17 protein-coding genes are annotated in these 21,633 nt (G+C 68.7%); 6 read left to right on the top strand and 11 right to left on the bottom strand.

Annotated features, from left to right (window positions below; all coding sequences use genetic code 11):
• Window positions 1-480 precede the first annotated feature (480 nt).
• Both MTBUT4_RS15100 and MTBUT4_RS15095 read left to right on the top strand, forming a co-directional pair.
• Window positions 481-3,795, top strand: coding sequence for an EAL domain-containing protein (locus tag MTBUT4_RS15100; RefSeq protein ID WP_173980523.1), 3,315 nt, complete (start codon window positions 481-483; stop codon window positions 3,793-3,795).
• A 74-nt stretch (window positions 3,796-3,869) separates the two neighbouring features.
• Window positions 3,870-6,482, top strand: a complete 2,613-nt coding sequence (locus MTBUT4_RS15095; protein WP_173980522.1) for a bacteriohemerythrin — start codon at window positions 3,870-3,872, stop codon at window positions 6,480-6,482.
• Here the strand turns inward: MTBUT4_RS15095 and MTBUT4_RS15090 are convergent.
• The 4 genes from MTBUT4_RS15090 to aspS form a co-directional block, all read right to left on the bottom strand.
• Complete coding sequence (locus tag MTBUT4_RS15090) at window positions 6,476-6,784, bottom strand: diguanylate cyclase (protein WP_173980521.1); 309 nt, start codon at window positions 6,782-6,784, stop codon at window positions 6,476-6,478. The genes MTBUT4_RS15095 and MTBUT4_RS15090 overlap by 7 nt on opposite strands.
• A 252-nt stretch (window positions 6,785-7,036) precedes the next feature.
• Complete coding sequence (locus MTBUT4_RS15085; RefSeq protein ID WP_173980520.1) at window positions 7,037-7,876, bottom strand: hypothetical protein; 840 nt, start codon at window positions 7,874-7,876, stop codon at window positions 7,037-7,039.
• Between the two features lie 137 nt (window positions 7,877-8,013).
• Window positions 8,014-8,148, bottom strand: coding sequence for a hypothetical protein (locus MTBUT4_RS19740; protein WP_256367263.1), 135 nt, complete (start codon window positions 8,146-8,148; stop codon window positions 8,014-8,016).
• A 92-nt stretch (window positions 8,149-8,240) separates the two neighbouring features.
• Entirely contained in the window at window positions 8,241-10,031 is a 1,791-nt protein-coding gene (gene aspS / locus MTBUT4_RS15080; RefSeq protein WP_173980519.1) for an aspartate--tRNA ligase, read from the bottom strand.
• A 125-nt stretch (window positions 10,032-10,156) separates the two neighbouring features.
• Here aspS and rnd point away from each other — a divergent pair, with 125 nt between their 5' ends.
• The 3 genes from rnd to MTBUT4_RS15065 are packed head-to-tail and all read left to right on the top strand — an operon-like array spanning window position 10,157 to window position 12,569.
• Window positions 10,157-11,359 carry a ribonuclease D gene (gene rnd / locus MTBUT4_RS15075; RefSeq protein ID WP_173980518.1) on the top strand — a complete coding sequence of 401 codons (1,203 nt, stop codon included), beginning with the start codon at window positions 10,157-10,159 and terminating at the stop codon, window positions 11,357-11,359.
• 2 nt (window positions 11,360-11,361) lie between these two features.
• Window positions 11,362-11,973 carry a YkgJ family cysteine cluster protein gene (locus tag MTBUT4_RS15070; RefSeq protein WP_173980517.1) on the top strand — a complete coding sequence of 204 codons (612 nt, stop codon included), beginning with the start codon at window positions 11,362-11,364 and terminating at the stop codon, window positions 11,971-11,973.
• Complete coding sequence (locus MTBUT4_RS15065) at window positions 11,973-12,569, top strand: YkgJ family cysteine cluster protein (RefSeq protein WP_173980516.1); 597 nt, start codon at window positions 11,973-11,975, stop codon at window positions 12,567-12,569. Before MTBUT4_RS15070 ends, MTBUT4_RS15065 begins: the two co-directional genes overlap by 1 nt.
• A gap of 7 nt (window positions 12,570-12,576) precedes the next feature.
• On the opposite strand, the gene MTBUT4_RS15060 is transcribed toward MTBUT4_RS15065, so the two are convergent.
• The 4 genes from MTBUT4_RS15060 to MTBUT4_RS15045 all read right to left on the bottom strand — a co-directional run bounded on the left by MTBUT4_RS15060 (window position 12,577) and on the right by MTBUT4_RS15045 (window position 18,677).
• On the bottom strand, window positions 12,577-13,803 hold the full coding sequence (locus tag MTBUT4_RS15060) for a calcium-binding protein (protein ID WP_173980515.1): 1,227 nt from the start codon (window positions 13,801-13,803) through the stop codon (window positions 12,577-12,579).
• A 12-nt stretch (window positions 13,804-13,815) separates the two neighbouring features.
• Window positions 13,816-14,802 (bottom strand): calcium-binding protein, encoded by a 987-nt coding sequence (locus tag MTBUT4_RS15055; RefSeq protein ID WP_173980514.1) that lies wholly within the window; start codon window positions 14,800-14,802, stop codon window positions 13,816-13,818.
• Window positions 14,803-15,043: 241 nt separating this feature from the next.
• Complete coding sequence (locus MTBUT4_RS15050; protein ID WP_173980513.1) at window positions 15,044-16,525, bottom strand: Ppx/GppA family phosphatase; 1,482 nt, start codon at window positions 16,523-16,525, stop codon at window positions 15,044-15,046.
• A 7-nt stretch (window positions 16,526-16,532) separates the two neighbouring features.
• Window positions 16,533-18,677, bottom strand: coding sequence for an RNA degradosome polyphosphate kinase (locus MTBUT4_RS15045; protein WP_173980512.1), 2,145 nt, complete (start codon window positions 18,675-18,677; stop codon window positions 16,533-16,535).
• 89 nt (window positions 18,678-18,766) lie between these two features.
• On the opposite strand from MTBUT4_RS15045, the gene MTBUT4_RS15040 reads away from it, so the two are divergent.
• On the top strand, window positions 18,767-19,303 hold the full coding sequence (locus MTBUT4_RS15040; protein WP_173980511.1) for a histidine phosphatase family protein: 537 nt from the start codon (window positions 18,767-18,769) through the stop codon (window positions 19,301-19,303).
• A 4-nt stretch (window positions 19,304-19,307) separates the two neighbouring features.
• Here the strand turns inward: MTBUT4_RS15040 and MTBUT4_RS15035 are convergent, their stop codons facing one another.
• Genes MTBUT4_RS15035 through MTBUT4_RS15025 form a run of 3 tightly spaced genes read right to left on the bottom strand, consistent with a single transcriptional unit; the run spans window position 19,308 to window position 21,629 of the window.
• Complete coding sequence (locus MTBUT4_RS15035; protein ID WP_173980510.1) at window positions 19,308-20,003, bottom strand: DNA replication protein; 696 nt, start codon at window positions 20,001-20,003, stop codon at window positions 19,308-19,310.
• A complete protein-coding gene (locus tag MTBUT4_RS15030) occupies window positions 20,000-21,064 on the bottom strand; it encodes an AI-2E family transporter (RefSeq protein WP_173980509.1) in 1,065 nt (354 codons plus the stop codon). Before MTBUT4_RS15030 ends, MTBUT4_RS15035 begins: the two co-directional genes overlap by 4 nt.
• Before the next feature lie 22 nt (window positions 21,065-21,086).
• A complete protein-coding gene (locus MTBUT4_RS15025; RefSeq protein ID WP_173980508.1) occupies window positions 21,087-21,629 on the bottom strand; it encodes a CDP-alcohol phosphatidyltransferase family protein in 543 nt (180 codons plus the stop codon).
• Window positions 21,630-21,633 lie beyond the last annotated feature (4 nt).

Here is a 21,633-nt window from a genome sequence, read left to right as displayed (position 1 = left end):
GGAGGCAGGTGCTGGCCGACAGCCCGACCCACGGCGAACAGGACGGCAGCGCCTACAGTGCCCACAGTGCCGACGACTGTCCTACCGGACCCTGAAGGCCGACGTGGTGCGGAACCAGCTTCACCCTCTGGCCTACAACGTGTCCAACTCCGCACCCTGGCCCTGATGGAAAACCGGTCGCTGACCTCCATCCGCGAGAAGGTGGCCAAGGTGGCGACCGTACAGCGATAGCAGCCACCATCGCGCCGTTCCGGCTTCCGGTTGGGCCGAAATCCGGCTACTCTGGCGTCAACTGGGGCCGATGGGCCGCCCAAATGGGAAATGTCGGCTCTACACTTTGCGCCAGGTTCTCTCGCCCGCCCTTTTCGAGAAAATGACGTTAAATCAAGCACTTGATATTTGCATCCTCATATCCTGCACTTCGCAAACAACTAACCGATTGGAATTGTTTTCTTTTTGACCGGACCGCCGTGATCGGACATGACGAGTACTCCCATCCGCCTTGGCTTGATGCCCCCGCTATCCGGTCTGGTCGATATGTACGGCCAGGAGATCGTCTGGGCGGCGACCATCGCCTGCGCCGAGATCAACGAAGACGGCGGTATCCTCGGGCGTCCCGTGGAGTTGGTCATCGAGGACGACGGCAGCCTGCCGCAAACGGCGGTTCCGGCGGCGCGGCGCCTGGTCGAACAGCACGAGTGCACGGCCATCATCGGCAACCTGCTCTCGAATGCGCGCATCGACGTGGCGGCGAAGGTGGCCGATCCCCTGGGCATTCCCTACCTCAACTTCTCCTTCTATGAAGGCAGCATCTCGTCGCGCTGGTTCTTCCACTTCGCGGCCCTGCCGAACCAGCAGATCGACAAGATGATTCCGTTCATGGCGGAGCGCTATGGCCTGAAGATGTTCTTCGCGGGCAACAATTATGAATGGCCGCGGGGGTCCATCGATGCCTGCAAGCGGTCCCTCGCGACGTTGAACGGCGAAATCGTGGGCGAGGAGTACCTGCCCCTCGGCGTCCGGGCCGAGGAGATCGAGGCCCTGCTGGAACGCGTGGCCCGCTCCGGGGCCGACGTTTTCGTCCCCTATTTCGCGGGCGCCGACCAGATCACCCTGCTGTCCCGGTTCGCGGACATGGGCATCAAGGGCCGCATGGCGGTGGTCATGGGGCATTTCGACGAGATCATCGCCGGCCGCCTGTCCCCCGAGGCCCGCGAGGGCCTGTATTCCAGCAACACCTATTTCATGTCCGTCGAGACGCCCCAGTCGCGCGCCTATCTCGCCAGGCTTCGCCGGTTGCCGGGTGTTTCGGGGCTGTGGCCGGACGGCAACGGCATCCTCACCAATTTCGGCGAGGGCACCTATGTCTGCGTCAAGGCCTTTGCCGAAGCGACGCGCAGGGCCGGCAGCATCGCGCCCGCCGCGCTTGCCGCGGCGCTCGAGGCCGTCAGCATTTCGGCCCCGCAAGGCGAGGTGCGCATGGACGCGCATTCCCACCATGCCACCGTCAATTGCTACCTGACCCGATGCCGCAGGGACGCCACGTTCGAGATCGTCAAGGCCTTCGGTCCCCTCGCGCCCCAGATCCCCGAGCGTTACCGGACCTTGCCGGGGGCGCCGCGGTTCACCGAGTCCCCATCCAATCCGCAGGTGGCCGCCCGTCTCGCATCCGAAGCCGCCGAGGCCTATCGCCGGATCGGAACCGCCAAGCAGATTCTGGCGCTTGCCGACATAGCCATCCTGGCCACCGACCAGGACGGCTTCATCACCGACGCCAACCGGGCCGTGTCCGACATGTTCGGCTATGCCGAGGGGGAGCTGACGGGGCTGTCGGTCCATCTTCTGGTGCCGCCCCACGTTCGGCCCATGCACCAGGAGCACATGGCACGCTTCCTGTCGAGCGCCGAGACCGAGCGGCGGATGGGCCAGCGCGGGGAAATCACCGGGTATCGCAAGGACGGCACATTCTTCCCGCTGGAAGCGTCCATCGCCAAGTTCCACAGCGACGGCACCTGGGTGCTGGTGTCCACCATGCGCGACCTGACCATGGTGAAGGAGGCCGAGGCGGAACTGACCCGCCGCGCCACCCATGACGCCCTGACCGGCCTTCCCAACCGCGCCCTGATCCACGAACGCCTTGAAAAGGCTCTCCATCGCTCGAAGGAGCGCGGCGACAACATCGCCCTGCTGTTCATCGATCTCGACGGTTTCAAGGCGGTGAACGACAAGTTCGGGCACGAGGCGGGCGACCATCTGCTCAAGGAGATCTCGCGGCGCTTCATCGACGTGGTTCGTCCCGGCGACACCGTCGGCCGATTGGCCGGCGATGAATTCGTGATCCTGTGCGAGCACGTCGATGCGCCGTCCATGCTGTCTTCCCTGGCGGAGCGGGTGCTGGAGACCGCCCGGCAGCCGGTCATCCACGGCTCGGACAAGCTTTTCGTGACGGCGAGCATCGGCATCGCCGCCGGGCACGGTTCCACCCACGCCGCCGACGATCTGGTGCGCGCCGCCGATACCGCCATGTACTCGGTCAAGGAATCCGGGCGCGCGGGATGGCGCTTCTTCAACGAAGGCCTGCACGACGAGGCCCAGCGCCGCCTGTCGATTTCCATGGGGCTGCGCGCGGCGCTTGAGATGAACGAGTTCCATGCCGTGTATCAGCCTATCGTGGATACCCGGTCTTCGGTGGTGGTCGGCGCCGAATTGTTGTTGAGATGGCGCATGGCGGAGGGCGAGATTTCTCCTGCCACCTTCATCCCGGTCGCCGAAATGAACGGTTCGATCATCGGCATCGGCTATTGGGTGTTCGAGGAGGCCTGCCGGACCGAACGCCGCTGGCGCGAGCAGGCGGGGGACGACGCCCCCTACGTGTCGTTCAACATGTCGGCACGCCAGATCGAGGATCCGGCGCTGGTGGACCGGTTCGCGTCGATCATCGCCAAGACTGGTGCCGATCCCCGCCGCCTGGTCCTGGAGATCACCGAGACCTCCCTGATGGCGGACCCGAACGCCAACCGGGATACCATCGACAGGATGGCCGGATTGGGGATGCGCATCGCCGTGGACGATTTCGGCACCGGCTACTCGTCGCTGTCCCAGTTGCTCCGGTTGAGTATCGACATCCTCAAGATCGACAAGGAATTCATCCAGGGCATCGACACCGATCCGGATTGCGGCGTCATCGTCTCGGCCCTGTGCCGGATGTCGAAATCGCTGAAGCTCGGCCTCGTCGCCGAGGGGGTGGAGACGCAAAGCCAGAGGAACGCGCTGCGCGCCCTCGGATGCGACAGCATCCAAGGGTTCTTCTTCCACCGCCCCATGCCCGCCGACGAATTGCTGGTCGCGGCCGCCAATTCCCGTCGCGCCAAGGAGCGCGACGGCCGGAACCTCTGCTTCATCATCTATGTCAGCCGCCCCGCCACGGCGGTGACACCGTCTCTTCTCGACTCGATCATCCTGGAGGCGCGGACCTTCAACCAGCAGAACGGGATCACCGGCCACCTCATCCACTTCGACGACGCCTTCGTGCAATACCTGGAAGGTGGAGAAGCGGACATCCGACACCTGTACGAGACGATCCGCGACGATCCGCGCCATCGGGAGGTGACGCTGGCCGCCGAAGGGAAGCTTGCCCGTCGATTGTTCTCCGGCTGGACCATGGGCGTCCGCAGCCTCGAAGCCTCGTCCTTCCTCAAGGATTCCGACGGCGGCCCGTCGGTGTTCGAGGTTCTGGCGGCGAGCCCGGTCGCCTGCCGCTCGTTGTTCGAGGCGATCGCCATGGACGCGCGCTGATCCGCAAGCGATAGCCGCGCCGTGCCGGATGGCGTTTGGTGACATGGGGTTCGTCGAAGGTGGGGAGGAACAAGATGGCTGGCATTCTGCGCATCGAGATCACCCAGGGTGTGCATTGGGTGGAGGTTCCTCAAGCGGATCTCCGGCTCCTGTGCGGGTGTCCGGCGGACGTCGTGAAGCACATGATGCGCCGTGGCCTGATCCGTCCGACCGAGATCGGCGGCGTTCGCTGCGAGACCGGCCCCAACGCCATCCTGCTGTCGGACGTGATGGTCCAGAACGGCGCGTTCTCGAACCTGGCGGAATTCCCGGTCCTGCAGATGTTCTATCGCCAGGGCATGCTGCTCCCCAACCACCCCAACAACACGGGCGCGCGCCCCATCCTGGTCGGCCGTCAGGACCAGGTCCAGGCGCAGATGCAGTACATCTATCGCGGTAATTACGGCCTCATCTCCCGCGAGGAGCTGATCGAGGCGGGCGTCGCCCCGGATGACGCCGATTGGATGATGCGGCTGAAGCTTCGGTTCGCCTTCGGACGCATCCAGCATCCCAGCGCCCTGCTGGACGGGGTGGCCCTGGACGATGCTCCCGTGGATATCCGGGGCGTCGTCCTGCAGCGCAAGGACGTCAACGTCTTCGAGATCTCCCATGGCGGGGAGACGGTGACCGTCGATCTCAACCTGCCGCCCGGAACCGAATACGAGTGCCCCTTTCCCCTCGGGGCCTTCCAGTTCCGCAGGGATTATTTCGCCGTCGTCCATTCGGGGGAAGGGGACGGCTGGGACATCCGTCGGCCCAGCATGGGATCGGTCCTGGTGTTCCAGGGGCGCATCTACCTGATCGACGCCGGGCCGAATCTCGGCAACACCCTCGGCGCGCTGGGCATCGGCATCAACGAGGTCGAGGGCGTCTTCCAGACCCATGCCCACGACGACCATTTCGCGGGCCTGACCACCCTCCTGCAGGCCGACCGCAAGATCAAGTTCCTGGCCGTGCCCATGGTGCGCGCGACGGTGGCCAAGAAGCTGTCGGCCCTGCTGTCGATCGAGGAGAGCGACTTCGAGGACTTCTTCGACGTGGTCGATCTTGAACTGGGCGCCTGGAACGGGGTCGGCGGTCTGGACGTCAGACCGGTCTTCTCGCCGCATCCGGTCGAGACGACGATTTTCGAGTTCCGGGCCATCGCGGCGGACGGCTACCGAACCTACGCCCACTTCGCCGACATCGTCGGATTGGGCATCCTGAAGGGCATGGTGACCGAGGACGCCGGCAAGCCGGGGCTCAGCCCGGCCATGTTCGACGAAGTGGCCAAGGCCTATCTGGTTCCGGCGGACGTCAAGAAGGTGGATATCGGCGGCGGCCTGATCCACGGCAACGCCGCCGATTTCGCCGCCGATTCCTCGCGGAAGATCATTCTGGCCCATACCGCGCTGCCGTTGAACACCGAGCAGCGCCGGATCGGCTCGGGCGCGTCGTTCGGAAGCGCCGACGTGCTGATCGCCAGCCACCGCGATTTCCTCGGGCGCTCGGCCTTCCATTTCCTGCACGACTACCTGCCCGGCATCAGCGGCGACGATCTCGGCGCGCTTCTCAACGGGCCGGTCCAGACGTTCAATCCGGAAGCCATTCTTCAGAAGGCGGGCAAGGTTCCGGAAAACATCCATCTTCTCTTGACCGGGCAGGTCGAGGTTCTCGCCGAAGACGCGGATTTCCGCGCCGTGCTCTCGGCCGGAGCCCTGCTGGGTGAGATCGCGGGACTGCATGGGATGTCCTCGGGCGAAACCATCCGGGCGTTGAGCTTCGTGCAGGTGCTGGAAATCCCTTGCGAGCTTTATGCGACGTTCGTCCGCAAGCACGAGCTTTTCGGGACCATTTCGGAACTGGTGGAACAGCGCGAGTTCCTGTCGCGGCAGCCGTTGCTGGGCGGAGTGGTCTCGACCGGCACCCTGAACGCCATCGCCGGCGGCATGGCCATGCGCCAGCATCCCGAGGGGACCGTCCTGGACACGCGCGAACGCATGATCGGCCTGGTCGAAAGCGGGGCGATCCTGCGCTCTATCGGCAATACGGTCATCGAGGAGCTGGGGCCGGGCGACTTCTTCGGCGAGGAATACGCCATCTTCAATTCTCCCGGCATCGCGACGCTGAAGGCCGCCGCTGCCACCCGGGTGCACATGGTTCCGGCGCGCTTGCTGGGCAACATCCCGAACGTTCGCTGGAAACTGTTCGAGGCCTTCCAGCGTCGCAGCAGCCTTGTGGCCGGGATCGGCGATCACGGACGGGTATTGCTCACCTGGCAGCCGGAATACAGCGTCAACATCCAAAGAATAGACACCCAGCACAAGAAGCTGTTCGCCACGGCCAATGCCCTGCTCGATTCCATAGAAAGCGGCCAGGGGCGCTCTGAAGTGATGCAGGCGCTGGAATTTCTTCTGGACTACACCCAGTACCATTTCCAGGAGGAGGAGGGGCTGCTCGCTCATTACGGCTACGCCCACCACAACGAGCATCAGGCCCGGCATAACGCATTGATTCAGCAGGTGCGGGACATGGCGGGCAAGGTGGTGGAAACCGGCACCGTCGATGCGAACGATCTGCTGGAGTTCCTCCACGGATGGATCGTCAAGCACATCCTCGTGGAGGACAGGAAATACGTGGGATTCTTGAACGACAAGGGCGTCTACTGAGCGCCGGCACCGGCCGGGTCAGGATTGGGCCGCGGCCCGTGCGCAATCCCGACCGGCGCTCTTGGCCTGATAAAGGGCCTGATCGGCAAGGTTGACACCGGATGCCCGAGGCGGTCGTTGATCTGCTTGAAATGGTCGAGGTCGAGAAGAATCAGCGAAAACGGCCGGTCATGGCGCTGAAAGCGCGTCCATTCCTCGGCCAGATGCTGGTTCAGGCAGGCCCGGTTGCCGCTCGTTGTTCGAGGCGCTTGCGGTGGACGCGCGCTGATCCACAACCGAACGGCGCCCTGGGGCGCGGCCATTCGTAAGCGATAGCCGCGCCGTGCCGGATGGCGTTTGGTGACATGGGGATAAGGGGTTCAGCGCGGATTGGCGGGGCGTAGGTCGGGAAGCGCGCTCCGTCGTTCCCGCGCAGGCGCCAACCCAGGAGTCGCGGGCAGGAAGGCGGTGCATTCCTGAGTCCTCGCCTGCGCGGGGAGGACGTCCACCATGATCGGGATTCCCCGCCGATCCGCGAAGAACCAGGTAAATGGAGCAGGAGAGAACGGCCAGACCTACCGTGCCGCCATCGCCAGTTTCGGCGGTGCGGTCGGCAACGGCTTGAGCGCCGACACCCGCTCCGGCTTGGCCTTTGCGGCCACCGGCTGGCGCGACGCCTTGCGGCGTTCGGCCGCGGCCTTGCGCGTCTTCGCCGCTGCCAGCTTCTTCGTGGCCGCCTTGGCGGCGAGGGCCGCCTTGCCCTTGCCCTTGCCACCGGCGCGGACCAACGCAGGCCCGCGCTTGGCGGCGGCCTTGCGCAGCGACGCCTTCCTGAGGGCGCCGGAGCGAACCAGATCGCCGGCGGCGACCTTGACCAGGCCGGGCGTTGCCCCGACCCGCTGCCTGGGACCGGCGCCCCCCGCAACGCCCTTGGGCGCGGCGGCGACCTGCACGGCGGGGGCCGGCCGGGGCGCGGTGGCGAGGTGCAGATCGGCGGCATTCATCGGACGCGGCGCCGAGGCCAGCAGCAGCGGCGGCTCGGCGCGGCCGCCCGGCTCGGCGCGGAAGGCGGCGGCCATGGCGGTCTCGGTTCCGGCAGCGGCGGGAGCGGCGCTGCGCAGGCCGTCCAGGTCGCGGGCGACCACGGTCGGCAGCGGCTCGATCTGGGCCACCACCTCGTCCTGGCAGATGTCCTCGCCCTCGATGGCGCGGAAGGTGTTGCAGTCCTTGCCGGTGGCCAGAGACAGGCCATGGTCGGTCTTGCTCTTGCCGGTGGCGGCGAGCAGGACGCCGTCGGCGGCCAGGCTGACCAGCGAGATGGCGGGGGGAATGGCGCAAGCGGACAGGCCCATGGTCAGCAGCAGCGCCGCGGCCAGCCGAGCGGCACCACGGAACAGCGCGGCGCGCCGGACCATTCCGACCGCCCGCTTCGTTGCCGCTACCAAACCGACCCGCATGGGTCCCCCTGACTCGTTTCGCTTGTCACACTAGGGGGTGAACGCGAAATGCGCAATAATTGATTTAATAGTTCGTTAAATCCAGTCGCCCCCGCTCAGCCCAGGCCGTCCAGCGCGGCCACCGGCATCTCGTCGCCGATGATCTGGGTCGGCACCCCGCCCGGCAGTGCGGCGCAGCCGGCCAGGCACAGGCCCAGGAACAGGGTCAAGGCGGACAGGGTCTTCTTCATTGCGTCTCCTCCGGCGGTCCAGAGGAGAGTCTAGCCCGCCGGCTGCCGCGCCGGGGCGAGGCATCCGGCCTACCCCGGGCGGGAGGGGAGACTCAGCCCTCCTTCTTGGGCTTGGGCAGGTCGAGCTTGATGTGCAGCTCGCGCAGGCGGGTGGCGTCCACCTCGGCCGGCGCCCCCATCAGCAGGTCCTGGGCCTGCTGGTTCATGGGGAACAGGATGACCTCGCGGATGTTGGGCTGGTCGGCCAGCAGCATGACGATGCGGTCCACCCCCGGGGCCGAGCCGCCATGGGGCGGGGCGCCGTAGCGGAAGGCGTTGAGCATGCCGGCGAACTTCTCCTCGACCATTTCGGGGGCGTAGCCGGCGATGCCGAAGGCCTTGATCATGATGTCGGGGCGATGGTTGCGGATGGCGCCCGAGGACAGCTCGACGCCGTTGCAGACGATGTCGTACTGGTAGGCCTTGATCTCCAGCGGGTCCATTTTCTCCAGCGCCTCCATGCCGCCCTGGGGCATGGAGAAGGGATTGTGGCTGAAATCGACCTGGCCGGTCTCCTCGTTCAGCTCGTACATGGGGAAATCCACCGTCCAGCAGAACTTGAACACGTCCTTTTCGATCAGGTCGAGCTCGGTGCCGAGGCGGGTGCGCACCTTGCCGGCGAACTTGGCCGCCTCCAGCGCCTTGTCGCAGGCGAAGAAAACGGCATCGCCGTCCTTCAGGCCGGCGGCGGCGCGGATGGCCTCGATGCGCTCGGCCTCCAGGTTCTTGGCGATGGGTCCCTTCGGCCCGTCCACGGCGAACTGGATGTAGCCCAGGCCGCCGGCCCCTTCCTCGCGCGCCCACTCGTTCAGCTTGTCGAACCACGAGCGCGGCTGGCCGGCCGCGCCGGGGGCCGGAATGGCCCGCACCACCGCGCCCTTGGCCTCGATGGCCTTGGCGAAGATGCCGAAATTGGAGCCGCGGAAGGCCTCGGTGACGTCGGCGATGAGGATCGGGTTGCGCAGGTCCGGCTTGTCCGAGCCGTATTTCAGCATGGACTCCTGATAGGGAATGCGCGGGAACGGCGCCGGAGTGACCTTGCGGCCATTGCCGAATTCCTCGAACACCCCCTGCAGCACCGGCTCGATGGCGGCGAAGACGTCGTCCTGTGTGACGTAGCTCATCTCGAAATCGAGCTGGTAGAACTCGCCGGGGGAGCGATCGGCGCGGCCGGCCTCGTCGCGGAAGCACGGCGCGATCTGGAAATAGCGGTCGAAGCCGGCCACCATGAGGAGCTGCTTGAACTGCTGCGGCGCCTGCGGCAGGGCGTAGAACTTGCCGGGATGCAGGCGCGACGGCACCAGATAGTCGCGCGCACCCTCGGGCGACGAGGCGGTCAGGATCGGCGTCTGGAACTCGGTGAAGCCCTGGCCGATCATCGCCTGGCGCAGGTACTGGATGACCTTGGCGCGCAGCATCATGTTGGCGTGCACGTCCTCGCGCCGCAGATCCAGGAAGCGGTACTTGAGGCGCATGTCCTCGGGGTAGTCCTGGTCGCCGGCCACCTGCATGGGCAGCACGTCGGCGATGGACTGGATCTCGACCTCGGCCGCCTGCACCTCGATGGCGCCGGTGGCGAGGCGGGGGTTGACGGTGTCGGCGGAACGCCCGACCACCTTGCCGGTGACGGTGATGACGCTTTCGGGCCGCGCCTTCTCCAGGGTCTGGAACACCGGGCTGGAGACATCGACCACGCACTGGGTCAGGCCGTAATGGTCGCGCAGATCGACGAACAGCAGGTTGCCGTGGTCGCGCTTCCGGTGCACCCAGCCCGACAGCCGGGCGGTGATGCCGGCATCCTCGATGCGCAGCTGGCCGCAGGTGTGGGTGCGATAGGCGTGCATGGGGCGTCACTTTCCGCTGTCGAAACCGAAAGCGGGAAGAAGGCACACGCGCGAAAATCCGTCAAGGGCGGCATTGGCCCTGCCGCCCTTGTACGCCCGGGGTGGTTGCTGTATCACTGCACCCCATGCCAATGATCGCCGATTCCCGGGCGCTGGCGGAGCTCTGCGACCGCCTCTCGACCGCCCCCTACATCACCGTCGATACCGAATTCATGCGGGAGAAGACGTATTACCCGCAGCTGTGCCTGGTCCAGGTGGCCGGCCCCGACGAGGCCAAGGCCATCGACCCGCTGGCCCCCGGCATGGATCTGGCGCCGCTGTTCGAGCTGCTGGCCAATCCGAAGGTCCTGAAGGTCTTCCACGCCGCCCGCCAGGACATCGAGATCTTCCTGCACCTGTCGGGCGCGGTGCCGGCGCCGCTGTTCGACACCCAGGTGGCGGCCATGGTGTGCGGCTTCGGCGACGCCGTCAGCTACGAGACCCTGGCCAGCCAGCTGGCCAAGGCCCGCATCGACAAGTCCATGCGCTTCACCGACTGGGCGCTCAGGCCGCTGACCGAGAAGCAGATCCAGTACGCCCTGGCCGACGTCACCCATCTGCGCGTCGCCTACGAGAAGCTGGTGCGCAAGCTGGAGAAGAACGGCCGCGCCGCCTGGCTGGACGCCGAGATGGCGGAGCTGACCACCCCCGCCACCTACCAGGTCGAGCCCGAGAACGCCTGGCGGCGTCTCAAGCCGCGCTCGTCGAGCCCGAAGTTCCTGGCGGTGCTGAAGGAACTGGCCGCCTGGCGCGAACGCGAGGCGCGCGAGCGCGACATCCCGCGCCAGCGCATGCTGCGCGACGAGACGCTGATGGAAATCGCCGCCCACCACCCCGCCGACACCACCGAGCTGGGCCGCACCCGCGGCATTGGCAAGGGCCTGGTGGAGGGCCGCATGGGCGTGGCCATCCTGGAGGCGGTCAAGCGCGGCCTGGCGCTGCCCGAGGACCAGATCCCCAAGCCGCCCGAACGGGTCGAGGTGCCGCGCGGCCTGGGGCCGGTGGTCGAGCTGCTGAAGGTGCTGCTGAAGATGAAGTGCGACGAGCACGGGGTGGCCAGCAAGCTGGTCGCCAACGTCGCCGACATCGAGGCCATCGCCGCCGATGACGATGCCGACGTTCCCGCCCTGCACGGCTGGCGCCGCGAGCTGTTCGGCGAGGACGCGCTGAAGCTGAAGCACGGCCGCCTCGGCCTCGGCTTCTGCACCGACGGCCGTCGCCTGCGCCTGGTCCCCATCGAGCCGGTGGAGCCGCCGGCCGAGCCGGCCGCCGCCATCGAGGCGGATTAGCCATGACCGCCCCGCTCACCTTCGGCGATGTCCAGGAGCAGGCCCGCGCCGCCGCCGCCGAGGCCCTGTCCAAGGGCCTGGCCGCCGCCGCCCGGGCCGCCATCGACGTCGCCGAGCGCATCGCCGCCGCCGCGCCCGAGGCCGAGTCCGCCGCCATCCGGGACGCCGCCTGCGCCGCCGGCTGCGGCTGGTGCTGCCATCAGGTGGTGGGCGTCACCGCCGCCGAGGAGGAATTGCTGCTGGAGGCGGTCAACCGCCTGCCGGCCGATGCCCGCGCCCGCATCCGCGCCCGCCAGCGCGCCGCCGAACGCGCCGCCTGCGGCCGCGACATGCAGGAATGGCAGGCCGCCCGCATCGCCTGCCCGCTGCTGGACGATTCGCTGTGCGCCGTCCATTCCCATCGGCCGCTGCCCTGCCGCGCCGTGCTGTCGGCCGATGCCGGCGCCTGCCGCAGCTGGTACGAGGGCGCCGACGGCGCCCGCATTCCGCTGGTGGCCTTCCAGCGCGGCGTCTATGCCCATGCCCAGGCCGGCCTCGCCCATGCCCTGGCGGCGGCCGGCATGCCGCCGGCGCCCATGGCCCTGACCGAGGCGCTGGCCCTGGCCTTCGACTGATGCCCCCGACCTATTCCGAGGTCGAGGCGAAGGCCCGCGCCGCCGCCGCCGCCCATCTCCCTGCCCATCCCGCCCAAGCCGCCCGCGCCGCCATCGCCCTCGCCGAATCGGTGCTGGCCGAGTGCGCCGCCGGACCGCTGAAGGACCGCCTGGCCGAACTGCAATGCGGCCCCGGCTGCACGCCGTGCTGCCATCAGGCGGTGGGGGTGACCCTGGCCGAGCTGGCGCTGGTGGCCGATTCCGTCGCCGCCCTGCCCGGGCCGGTCCAGGCCGGGGTGAGGCAGCGTTCGGCCGCGCTGCGGCGGGTGGCCACCGGCCTCGACGTCGCCGGCTGGTGGCGGGCCCGGCTGGCCTGCCCGCTGCTGGACGGGGACGGCACATGCCTGGTCCACGCCGCCCGGCCGCTGCCCTGCCGCGCCATGAACTCCGCCGATGCCGGCATCTGCCGCCGCTCCTTCGCCGGCGAGGCCGACCAGATCCCGGTGCTGGCCGCCCAGCACGGCATCATGGGCCGCGCCCAGGCCGGCCTCGCCCAGGCCCTCGCCGCCGCCGGCCTCGACCACCGGCCGGTGGCGCTGGGGACGGGGCTGGGGTGACGAAGCCTCACACCAGATGGATATCCGACGTCGCCACCGCGTCGCCCCGGACCAAGGCCACCAGGACGTCGTCCAGGGTCAGGCGGTCGGTGGCGGCGTCGAAGGCGATGGTGCCGGTGCCCGCCGCCGCCTGATCGATCTCGATGGCGTCCACCCCGCTTTCGAAGTCGCGGATGACGTCGCCGAAATCGAGGCGGTCGGTGAAGACGAAGGTGTCGGCGCCGCCCAGGCCGCGCAGCGAATCGGCGCCCACCCCGCCCTGCAGGCGGTTGGCGGCGTCGTTGCCGACCAGCACGTCGTCGGCCAGCGAGCCGGTGACGTTCTCGATGCCGCTCAGGGTATCGACGGTGCCCTGGTCGTCGAAGGCCTGGCCATCGGCCAGGCTGATGCGGACCGGAATCGCTCCGGAATAGTCGGCAAGGTCGGTGCCGCCGCCGCCCACCAGGATGTCGGCTCCCGCCCCGCCGGCCAGAACGTCGTCGCCGCCGCGCCCCTCCAGGCGGTCGGCGCCGTCGCCGCCTTCCAGCCGGTTGGCCTCGCCGTCGCCCAGCAGGATGTCGCCGAAGGCGGTGCCGACCGCACCGACGATGCCGATCAGGGTGTCGGCGCCGCCGTCCCATTCCTCGGCGGTGCCGGCGGCCAGGTCCACGGTCACCGCCCCCGCCGAGCCGGCCCAGGTGGCGTAGGCGCCATCGGCGCCGCCGTCGAGAATGTCGTCGCCCAGCCCGCCGCCCAGCAGATCGAGGCCGCCGCCGCCCTCCATCCGGTTGTCGTAATCGTCGCCCAGCAAGGTGTCGCCGAACGGCGAGCCGGTGACGTTCTCCACTTCGTCGGCGAATTCGAACACGCCGCCCTGCTGCACCGTCGAGGTCGAGAGATCGACGAAGGCCGGGCCGTCGGCGACGCCGAAGCGCAGGGTGTCGGTGCCGGGGCCGCCGTCGTAGCTGTCGAAGCCGGGGCCGCCCTCCAGCGTATCGTCGCCGATGCCGCCGTCGAGCTGGTCGTCGCCGGCCCCGCCGAACAGCAGGTCGTCGCCGCGGAAGCCCTGGATATGCTCGTTGCGTTCGTCGCCGAGGACGACATCGTCGCCGGCGGAGCCTTCCACCTCGACCACCTCGAAGGAGGGCGGGAAGGGCTGGCTGCTGATTGCGCTGTCGGCACCGGCGGCGAATCCACCCGAAGTGCCGCCGCCCGAGGGGGCGCCGACCAGACCGGAAGGCGGTAGCGTGGCCATGGCGAGACTCCTTCAGATCAGGAAGATGTCGGAGGCGTCGGGGGCGTCGCCGCCCAGGAACCGCGCCACCTCCAGGGTGAACAGCGGGCCGTCGCCGTCGGGGTCGAAGGACAGGGTGCGGCTGCCCGGGTCCCAGACGAAGTAATCGTCGTCGTCTTCCGGCTCGTCGCCGACGGCGAAGTTGTCGTCGTCCAGCGGCCCGGCCGGCGGCCGGTCGTCGGGCCAGGTCTCGTTGCGACTGAACACCAGCAGGTCGGTGCCGGAATCGAAGCCGCGCACGGTATCGCCGAACTCGAAGCGGTCGTTGTAGAAGAAGGTGTCGCGGCCGGCGCCGCCGGTCATCTCGTCCTCGCCCTCGCCGCCCCACAGGGTGTCGTTGCCGCCGCCGCCGGTCAGCTCGTCATCGCCGAAGCCGCCGTCGAGGCGGTCGTTGCCGGTGCCGCCGTCGAGGGTGTCGTCGCCGGCGCCGCCCTCCAGGCGGTCGTTGCCGGCGCCGCCCTCCAGGCGGTCGTTGCCGTCATCGCCGAACAGCCGGTCGTTTCCCTGGCCACCGTCCAGGCGGTCGTTGCCACCGCCGCCTTCCAGGCGGTCGCCGTCACGGCCGCCGTCGAGAACGTCGTCGCCGCGCCCGCCATCGAGATCGTCGCGGCCATTGCCGCCATCGAGCCGATCATCGCCGGCCTGGCCGTCGAGCACATCGTCGCCGCCGCCCCCGGTCAGCTGGTCGCGCCCGTCACCGCCGAGCAGCCGGTCAGCGCCGCTGCCGCCGTCGAGACTGTCGTCGCCCGCGCCGCCGTCCAGGTAATCGTTGCCGTTGCCGCCGAACAGGCGGTCGTCGCCGGTGCCGCCCAGCAGCAGGTCGCGGCCGTTGCCGCCCTGCAACAGGTCCTCGCCGCGCCCGCCCGACAGCAGATCGTCGCCGCCCAGCCCGAACAGCCGGTCGTCACCGCCGCCGCCGCTCAGCGCATCCGAACGGTTGGTCCCTATCCGAAACGCCATGGCCCGTTCCTCCCGACCTGCCCTGGGGTCATCGGGAGAGGTGGCACGGCGCAGGCGGTCGGACCAGGGGTTCGGAAGTGGAGGTGCGGAGGGGGTATGGGTGTCATACCAGCCGGCCAATGAATTGACCGGCTGGTATCTTTGTTTTGCCCCTCGCCGGGCGCGGGCATCCGCCCGCTTGGCCGCGCCCGCAATGGGCGCTGGATACCGGCCAACGAGTCATATCAAAGGTTGGCCGGTCTCAGACCCGCCGGAAAACCAGATTGTCGCATTCCAGCGCCTTGGCCAGGCGGTCGAAGGTGCGGTCGTTTTCCAGGGCGAAGGCGGGGTTGGCGGCCGGGACCTCGAGGACGAGGTCGTTGTGGTCGGCGATCAGGCGGGTCTCGCGCAGCAGGTTGGGGGCGCCGCCGGTCAGGGTGTGGGCCAGCCGCAGGGCCGTCCCCGCCACCCGGCAGCGCTTGAGGTCGGCGTCGTCGAGCAGCTGGATGGCCATCTGCGCCTGGGGATGGTCCTCGTCGCCCTGGTAGCGATTGAAGACGGTGAAGGCGATGGCGGCGCGGTCCCGGTGCGGCACGCCCATGAACGGCAGCCGCATGATGCGCAGGAAGGACTGGATGGCGCGGTAGTCGGGGTGCTCGTTCCAGAAGCTGTCCGAGACCAGGCAGGCGGCGTGGCGCAGGCGGGCGTCGTGGCGGGTCTCGCCGGGGAACAGCGGCGCCATCCACGCCATCAGCTCGTCGCCGTGCTCGGGGAAGCGGGCATTGGTCAGCGACAGCTGGCGGCACACCCACAGCAGCGGGTCCTGGGTCCGCAGGCGGTCGGGCAGGCGGCGGTAGAACTGGCCCTCGCGCATGCCGTAGATGGAGAACGCCAGACGCTGCGGCTGGGTGGCGCGGATCACCTTGTCCAGCAGCAGCGCCGCCAGCGGCAGGTTGGCCACCCGCTTCTTCGACACCCCCGGCACCATGGCGATGGAGCGCCGGCTCTGGGTCGACACCAGCTCGATGATGTGCTGCGCCTCGCGCGGGTCGAGGGCGAAATTGTCGAGCACGGTCAGGGGGTGATGGATCTGGGCGATGCAGACGCGGGCGATGGCGCGCCAGGCGCCGCCGACGGCGTAGAGGGTGCGGCCGCGCCCCTGCTTCAGCCAGGGGACCCCGGCCAGGTGGGCGTCGATGAGCTCGGCGGCCCGACCGCGGTCCTCGCCGGCCGCCTCGGCCATGCGCAGCACGCCCAGCGGCAGGGTGACGTGCTGGCCGAACTGGCCGTCCTGCACCGTCACCAGTTCCAGCGAGCCGCCGCCCAGATCGGCGACGATGCCGTCGGCGTCGGGGGTGCCGCACAGCACCCCGGTGGCGGCCAGCTTGGCCTCCTGCCCGCCCGACAGCACCTTGACCTGGACGTTGTGGCGACGCTGCAGTTCGGCCACGAAGTCCGGCCCGTCGGCGGCGTCGCGCACCGCCGCGGTGGCCAGGATGTCGAGGCGCTCGCAATCCATGGCCCGCGACAGCGCCACGAAGCGCCCGACCGCCGCCAGCGCCATCTCGATTCCGGCGGGGTTGAGCCGGCCGGTCGCCCCCATGCCCTCGCCCAGGGCGCACACCGCCTTCTCGTTGAACAGCGGCACCGGCACGCGGCTGGCGCCGTCATAGACGCACAGCCGGATGGAGTTGGAGCCGATATCGACGATGCCGACCGGTTCCTGGCGCCGCTTGATCTTCATCCTCGCCTCACTTCTCGGCGTCGAGGACGAGCCTGGGCCGGCGTCCCTTTTCGAGCGCGCTGCCCCGGCCCGACAGGCTGGGATTGGTCATGAAGTAGGTATGCGACGAGAAGCCCGAACCGTCCGGCGACACCCGCCGGTAGACCCCGTCGGGGCCGAGCACCCAGCTCTGGGCGGTATCCTTCAAATTGGCGACCATGATCTGCTCGAGGATCTGGCGGTGCACGGTCGGGTTCTCGATGGGCACGAAGCTCTCGACCCGCAGGTCCATGTTGCGCTGCATCCAGTCGGCCGAGGAGATGAACACCTTGGCCTGCCGCGACGGCATGCGCGAGCCGTTGGCGAAGACGATGACGCGGGAATGCTCGAGGAAGCGGCCGACGATGGAGCGCACCCGGATGTTGTCGGACAGCCCCGGAATGCCCGGCCGCAGGCAGCAGATGCCGCGGATCACCAGATCGATCTGAACCCCGGCCGCACTGGCCCGATAGAGCGCGTCGATCAAGGCCGGATCGACCAGCGAATTCATCTTGGCCCAGATGGCGGCGGGCTTGCCGGCCGCGGCGCTGGCGATCTCGGCATCGATCAGCGCCAGGATCTTCTTGCGCAGATGCAGCGGCGCAATGGCCAGCTTGTCCATCTTCTCGGGCACCACGTAGCCGGTCATGTAGTTGAAGGCCCGCGAGGCATCCAGGGTCAGCGCCGGGTCGCAGGTGAAGTACGACAGGTCGGTGTAGACCTTGGCGGTGATGGGGTGGTAGTTGCCGGTGCCGAAATGGACGTAGGACATCAGCCCGCCGGCCTCGCGCCGCACCACCAGGCTGATCTTGGCGTGGGTCTTCAGTTCCATGAAGCCGAACACCACGTTGGCCCCGGCCGCCTCGAGGTCGCGGGCCCAGCGGATGTTGGCCTCCTCGTCGAAGCGCGCCTTCAGCTCGACCATGCAGGTCACCGACTTGCCGGCCTCGGCCGCCTCGGCCAGGGCCTTGACGATGGGGCTGTCCTTGGAGGTGCGGTACAGGGTCTGCTTGATCGCCACCACGTTGGGATCGCGCGCCGCCTGGCGCAGGAACTGCACCACCACGTCGAAGCTTTCGAACGGGTGGTGGACGACGATGTCCTTCTTGCGGATGGCGCCGAAGCAATCGCCGCCGAAATCGCGGATGCGCTCGGGGAAACGGGCGTTGTAGGGGGTGAACAGCAGGTCGGGACGCTCGTCGGTGATGATCTGCTTGGTGTCCACCAGCCCGATCATCTCGTCGAATTCGTAGACGTCGGCCTCGGCCACCTCCATCTCGTTGATGACCAGACGGCGCAGATCGTCCGAGATGCCGGAGCTGAAGGTCAGCCGGATGACCTCGCCGCGGCGGCGGCGCTTCAGCGCGGTCTCGAACACCCGCACCAGGTCCTCGGCCTCCTCGTCGATGTCCATCTCGGAATCGCGGATGACCCGGAACATGCCGTAGCCTTCCATGCGGAAGCCGGGGAACAGCATGGGCAGGAACAAAAGCACCAGGTTTTCCAGGCGGATGAAGCGGATCGCCTCGCCCGGCAGGCGGATGAAGCGGTCGATCTGGTGCGGCAGCGGCACCAGGGCGCGCAGCACCTCGCCGTCGTCGAGGCGGAACAGGTGCAGCACCAGGGCGATGCCGGCATTGGGGATGAAGGGAAAGGGGTGCGCCGGGTCGATGGCCAGCGGCGTGAGCACCGGGAAGACGTGCTCCATGAACCGGGTTTCCAGCCAGCGCACGTCGGAGCGGGTCAGCTCGTCGTTCTCGACCACGGTGATGCCGGCCTCGCGCAGTTCCTGCTTCAACTGGCTCCAGCAGGTCTTCTGCGCCTTCAGCAGGTTGCCCGCCTCGACGTTGATGGCGGCCAGCTGCTGCGCCGGGGTCAGCCCGTCCTGGGAAGTGGTCATGACGCCGGCATCCACCTGCCCCTTCAGGCCGGCGACGCGCACCATGTAGAACTCGTCCAGGTTCGAGGACGAGATGGACAGGAAGCGCACCCGCTCCAGCAGAGGATGGTGCGTGTTGAACGCCTCCTCGATGACACGCAGGTTGAAGGCCAGCCAGGACAGCTCGCGATTGATGAAGCGGTCCTTCGACTCGATGTCGATGGACGGCACCTCGATCGGTTGCGTATTTGTCACTTTTGTTACTCCCGCCGGCTCGGGGTGGCGTACACTGAACCCTTTATATATCCTCCGCTCGTCCGTGTCATGGCTGCGGGACCCGATCGATGCGAACCCTCTATCTGCTCCGCCACGCCAAATCGAGCTGGGACGATCCCGCCGCCGACGATTTCGACCGCCCGCTCAACGGCCGCGGCCGGCGCGCCGCGCAGCGCATGGCCCAGTACCTGACCGAGCGGCGCATCTGCCCGGCCCTGGTGCTGTGCTCGGCGGCGGCGCGCACGCGCGCCACCTACGACCTGCTGGGCGCCGCCCTGGCCGGGGCGCCGGTCAGCTTCGAACAGGGACTCTACGAGGCCAGCCTGCAGGACCTGAGTGCGCGGCTGCGCCGGGTCGAGGACGGCATCGCCTCGGTGATGGTGATCGGGCACAATCCCGGCATGGAACGCCTGGGCGCCTTTCTCGCCGGCGGCGGCGAGGCGGCGGCCCTGGAGCGGCTGCGCACCAAGTACCCCACCTGCACCCTGGCGGTGCTGGAAACCGGCATCGCCCGCTGGAGCGGGATCGACCAGGGCGACTTCCGCCTGGCGGCGTTCATCCGCCCGCGCGACCTCGACAAGGACCTGGGCGCCGAGGAGGATTGACGGCTCAAGGGGGCGGCAGGTCCCCGAATTCGCGCTCCAGCACCGCCCGCGCCAGCGGCACGGTGACGGCGCGGCGTTCGCTCAGGGAGGCGCGGTCGAGGGCATCGACCACCGCGCCGATGGCGGCGAACGAGCGCTCGATGCGGCCCAGCAGGAAGGTGACCACCTCCGCGCCGACCTTCAGCTGGCGATCGGCGAACAGCTTGACCAGGACGGCGGCCAGCAGGGAATCGTCGGGGGCGCCGATGCCGATCGCCTGGGTGGCGGCCAGCCGGCTGGCGAGGTCGGGCAGGCGCACCGGCCGCCGCGCCGGCGCCTGGCGCCCGGCCAGCAGCAGGAAGCGGCCGGTTTCCTTGGTCAGGTTCCACAGGTGGAACAGCGCCGCCTCGTCGGCGAGGGCGTCGAGGCGATCAACCACCACCACCCGGGCGCTCTCCACCAGTCCCGGCACCGCCTCGGCCGACAGCCCGCAGGCATCGACGCGGGCCACCGCTTCCGCCGACTCGGCGAAGGCGGCCAGCAGGTGGGTCTTGCCGCAGCCGGCCGGGCCGTGCAGGGCCAGGGCATGGGCCGGCCAGTCGGGCCAGCGTTCCAGCCAGGCCACCGCCTCGGCGTTGCTGGCCGCCCGCAGGAAATCGGCGCGGCCGAAGGCCGGCCGGTGCCCGAGGTCGAAGGCGAGCTGCCCGTTCGAACCGGTCATGATCCGTCATTGCCGGTGTAAAGCGGACTGGCCAGGTAGCGCGACAGGGCGAAGCGGACCAGCACCCCGATCACCGCCGCCACCGGCACCGCCAGCAGGATGCCGACGAAGCCGAACAGGCCGCCGCCGGCCAGCAGGGCGAACATCACCCACACCGGATGCAGCCCGACCCGGTCGCCCACCAGCTTGGGCGTCAGCACGTTGCCCTCGATCATCTGGCCGACGATGAAGACGCCGGCGACGATGGCCGGCAGCTGCCAGTCCTGGGTCTGGGCGAAAGCCAGACCGACCCCGGCGACGAAGCCCGAGATGGTGCCGAGATAGGGCACGAACGAGAACAGCCCCGACAGCCCGCCGATCACCAGGCCGAGATCCAGCCCGACCAGCGACAGCCCGACCCCGTAGAAGGTGCCCAGTGCCAGGCACACCGTGGCCTGACCGCGGACGAAGCCGGACAGGGTGCGGTCGATTTCGGCGAACTGCTCGCGCACGGTGGCGGCATGCCGGCGCGGCAGCCAGCCCTCGACCTTGGCGGTGATGGTGTCCCAGTCGCGCAGCAGGTAGAAGGTGACGATGGGGGTGATGAACACCAGCGACAGGATCTCGACCACCGCCAGGCTGCCGCTCACCAGCCCCTTGAGCAGGCCGACGCCCCAGCCGGCGACGGTTCCGGCATATTCCCCGGCCGACGAGCGCAGCTTCTCGATGTCGCGCGGGCTGAGCCTGCGCTGGGCCTCGCGGATCAGCGGGTCGAGCCACTGGTTGATGGACTCGATGTAGCCCGGCACCTTCTGGGCGAAGGCCACCACCTGGTCCTCGATGACCGGCGCCAGCACCAGCAGCACCACCACCAAAGTGGTGAAGAAGGCCAGGGTGATGATGGAGGTCGCCAGGATGCGCGAAACTCCCGCCCGCTCCAGCCGGTCGGCCAGCGGATCGAGGAAATAGGCGATGGCCATGCCGGCGACGAAGGGCAGCAGCACCCCCCTCAGCACGTAAAGCAGCACCAGGCTGACACCCATGCCGATCAGCCAGAAGCGGATGCGTAGCGCCGAAGTCATCCCCTTGGTCTCCCCCGGGTAGTCAAGTGTCGCGGGCGGGCACCTTGCGGCCCACCGCCATCAGATACGCCGCGCCCGACGCCGTGGTGGTGACGGCGACCACGGTGACGAAGGCCTCGACCGCCGTCGCCGTCGCCCAGCCCGGCCCCGCCTCGGCCAGCACCAGGGCGGCCAGGGCGATCTGCGCCGCCGTGTTGATCTTCGAGATGAACAGCGGCGCCGCCGAGAACGCCCCCGCCAGCACGTAGACTACGGCATAAAGCACGATCAGCACATCGCGCAAGACCACCAGCACCACCAGCCACAGCGGCAGATACCCGCCCGCCCACAGCACGACGAAGGCGGCGACCAGCAAGGCCTTGTCGGCCAGGGGGTCGAGCCAGGCGCCCAGGGCGGTGCGGGCGTTGCACAGCCGCGCCACGGCGCCGTCCACCGCGTCGGTCAGGCCGGCGGCCAGGAACAGCCAGAAGGCGGCGGACATCCGCCCGGTGGCGATCAGCCAGACCAGCACGGGCACCGCCAGCAGCCGGAGGACGGTCAGCGCGTTGGGCACGTGCCGGACCATCCCC

Origin of the sequence: Magnetospirillum sp. UT-4 (genome assembly GCF_902729435.1) — a bacterium.
Classification (GTDB): Bacteria; Pseudomonadota; Alphaproteobacteria; order Rhodospirillales; family Magnetospirillaceae; genus Magnetospirillum.
This window is presented reverse-complemented; position numbering and strand designations above follow the sequence as displayed.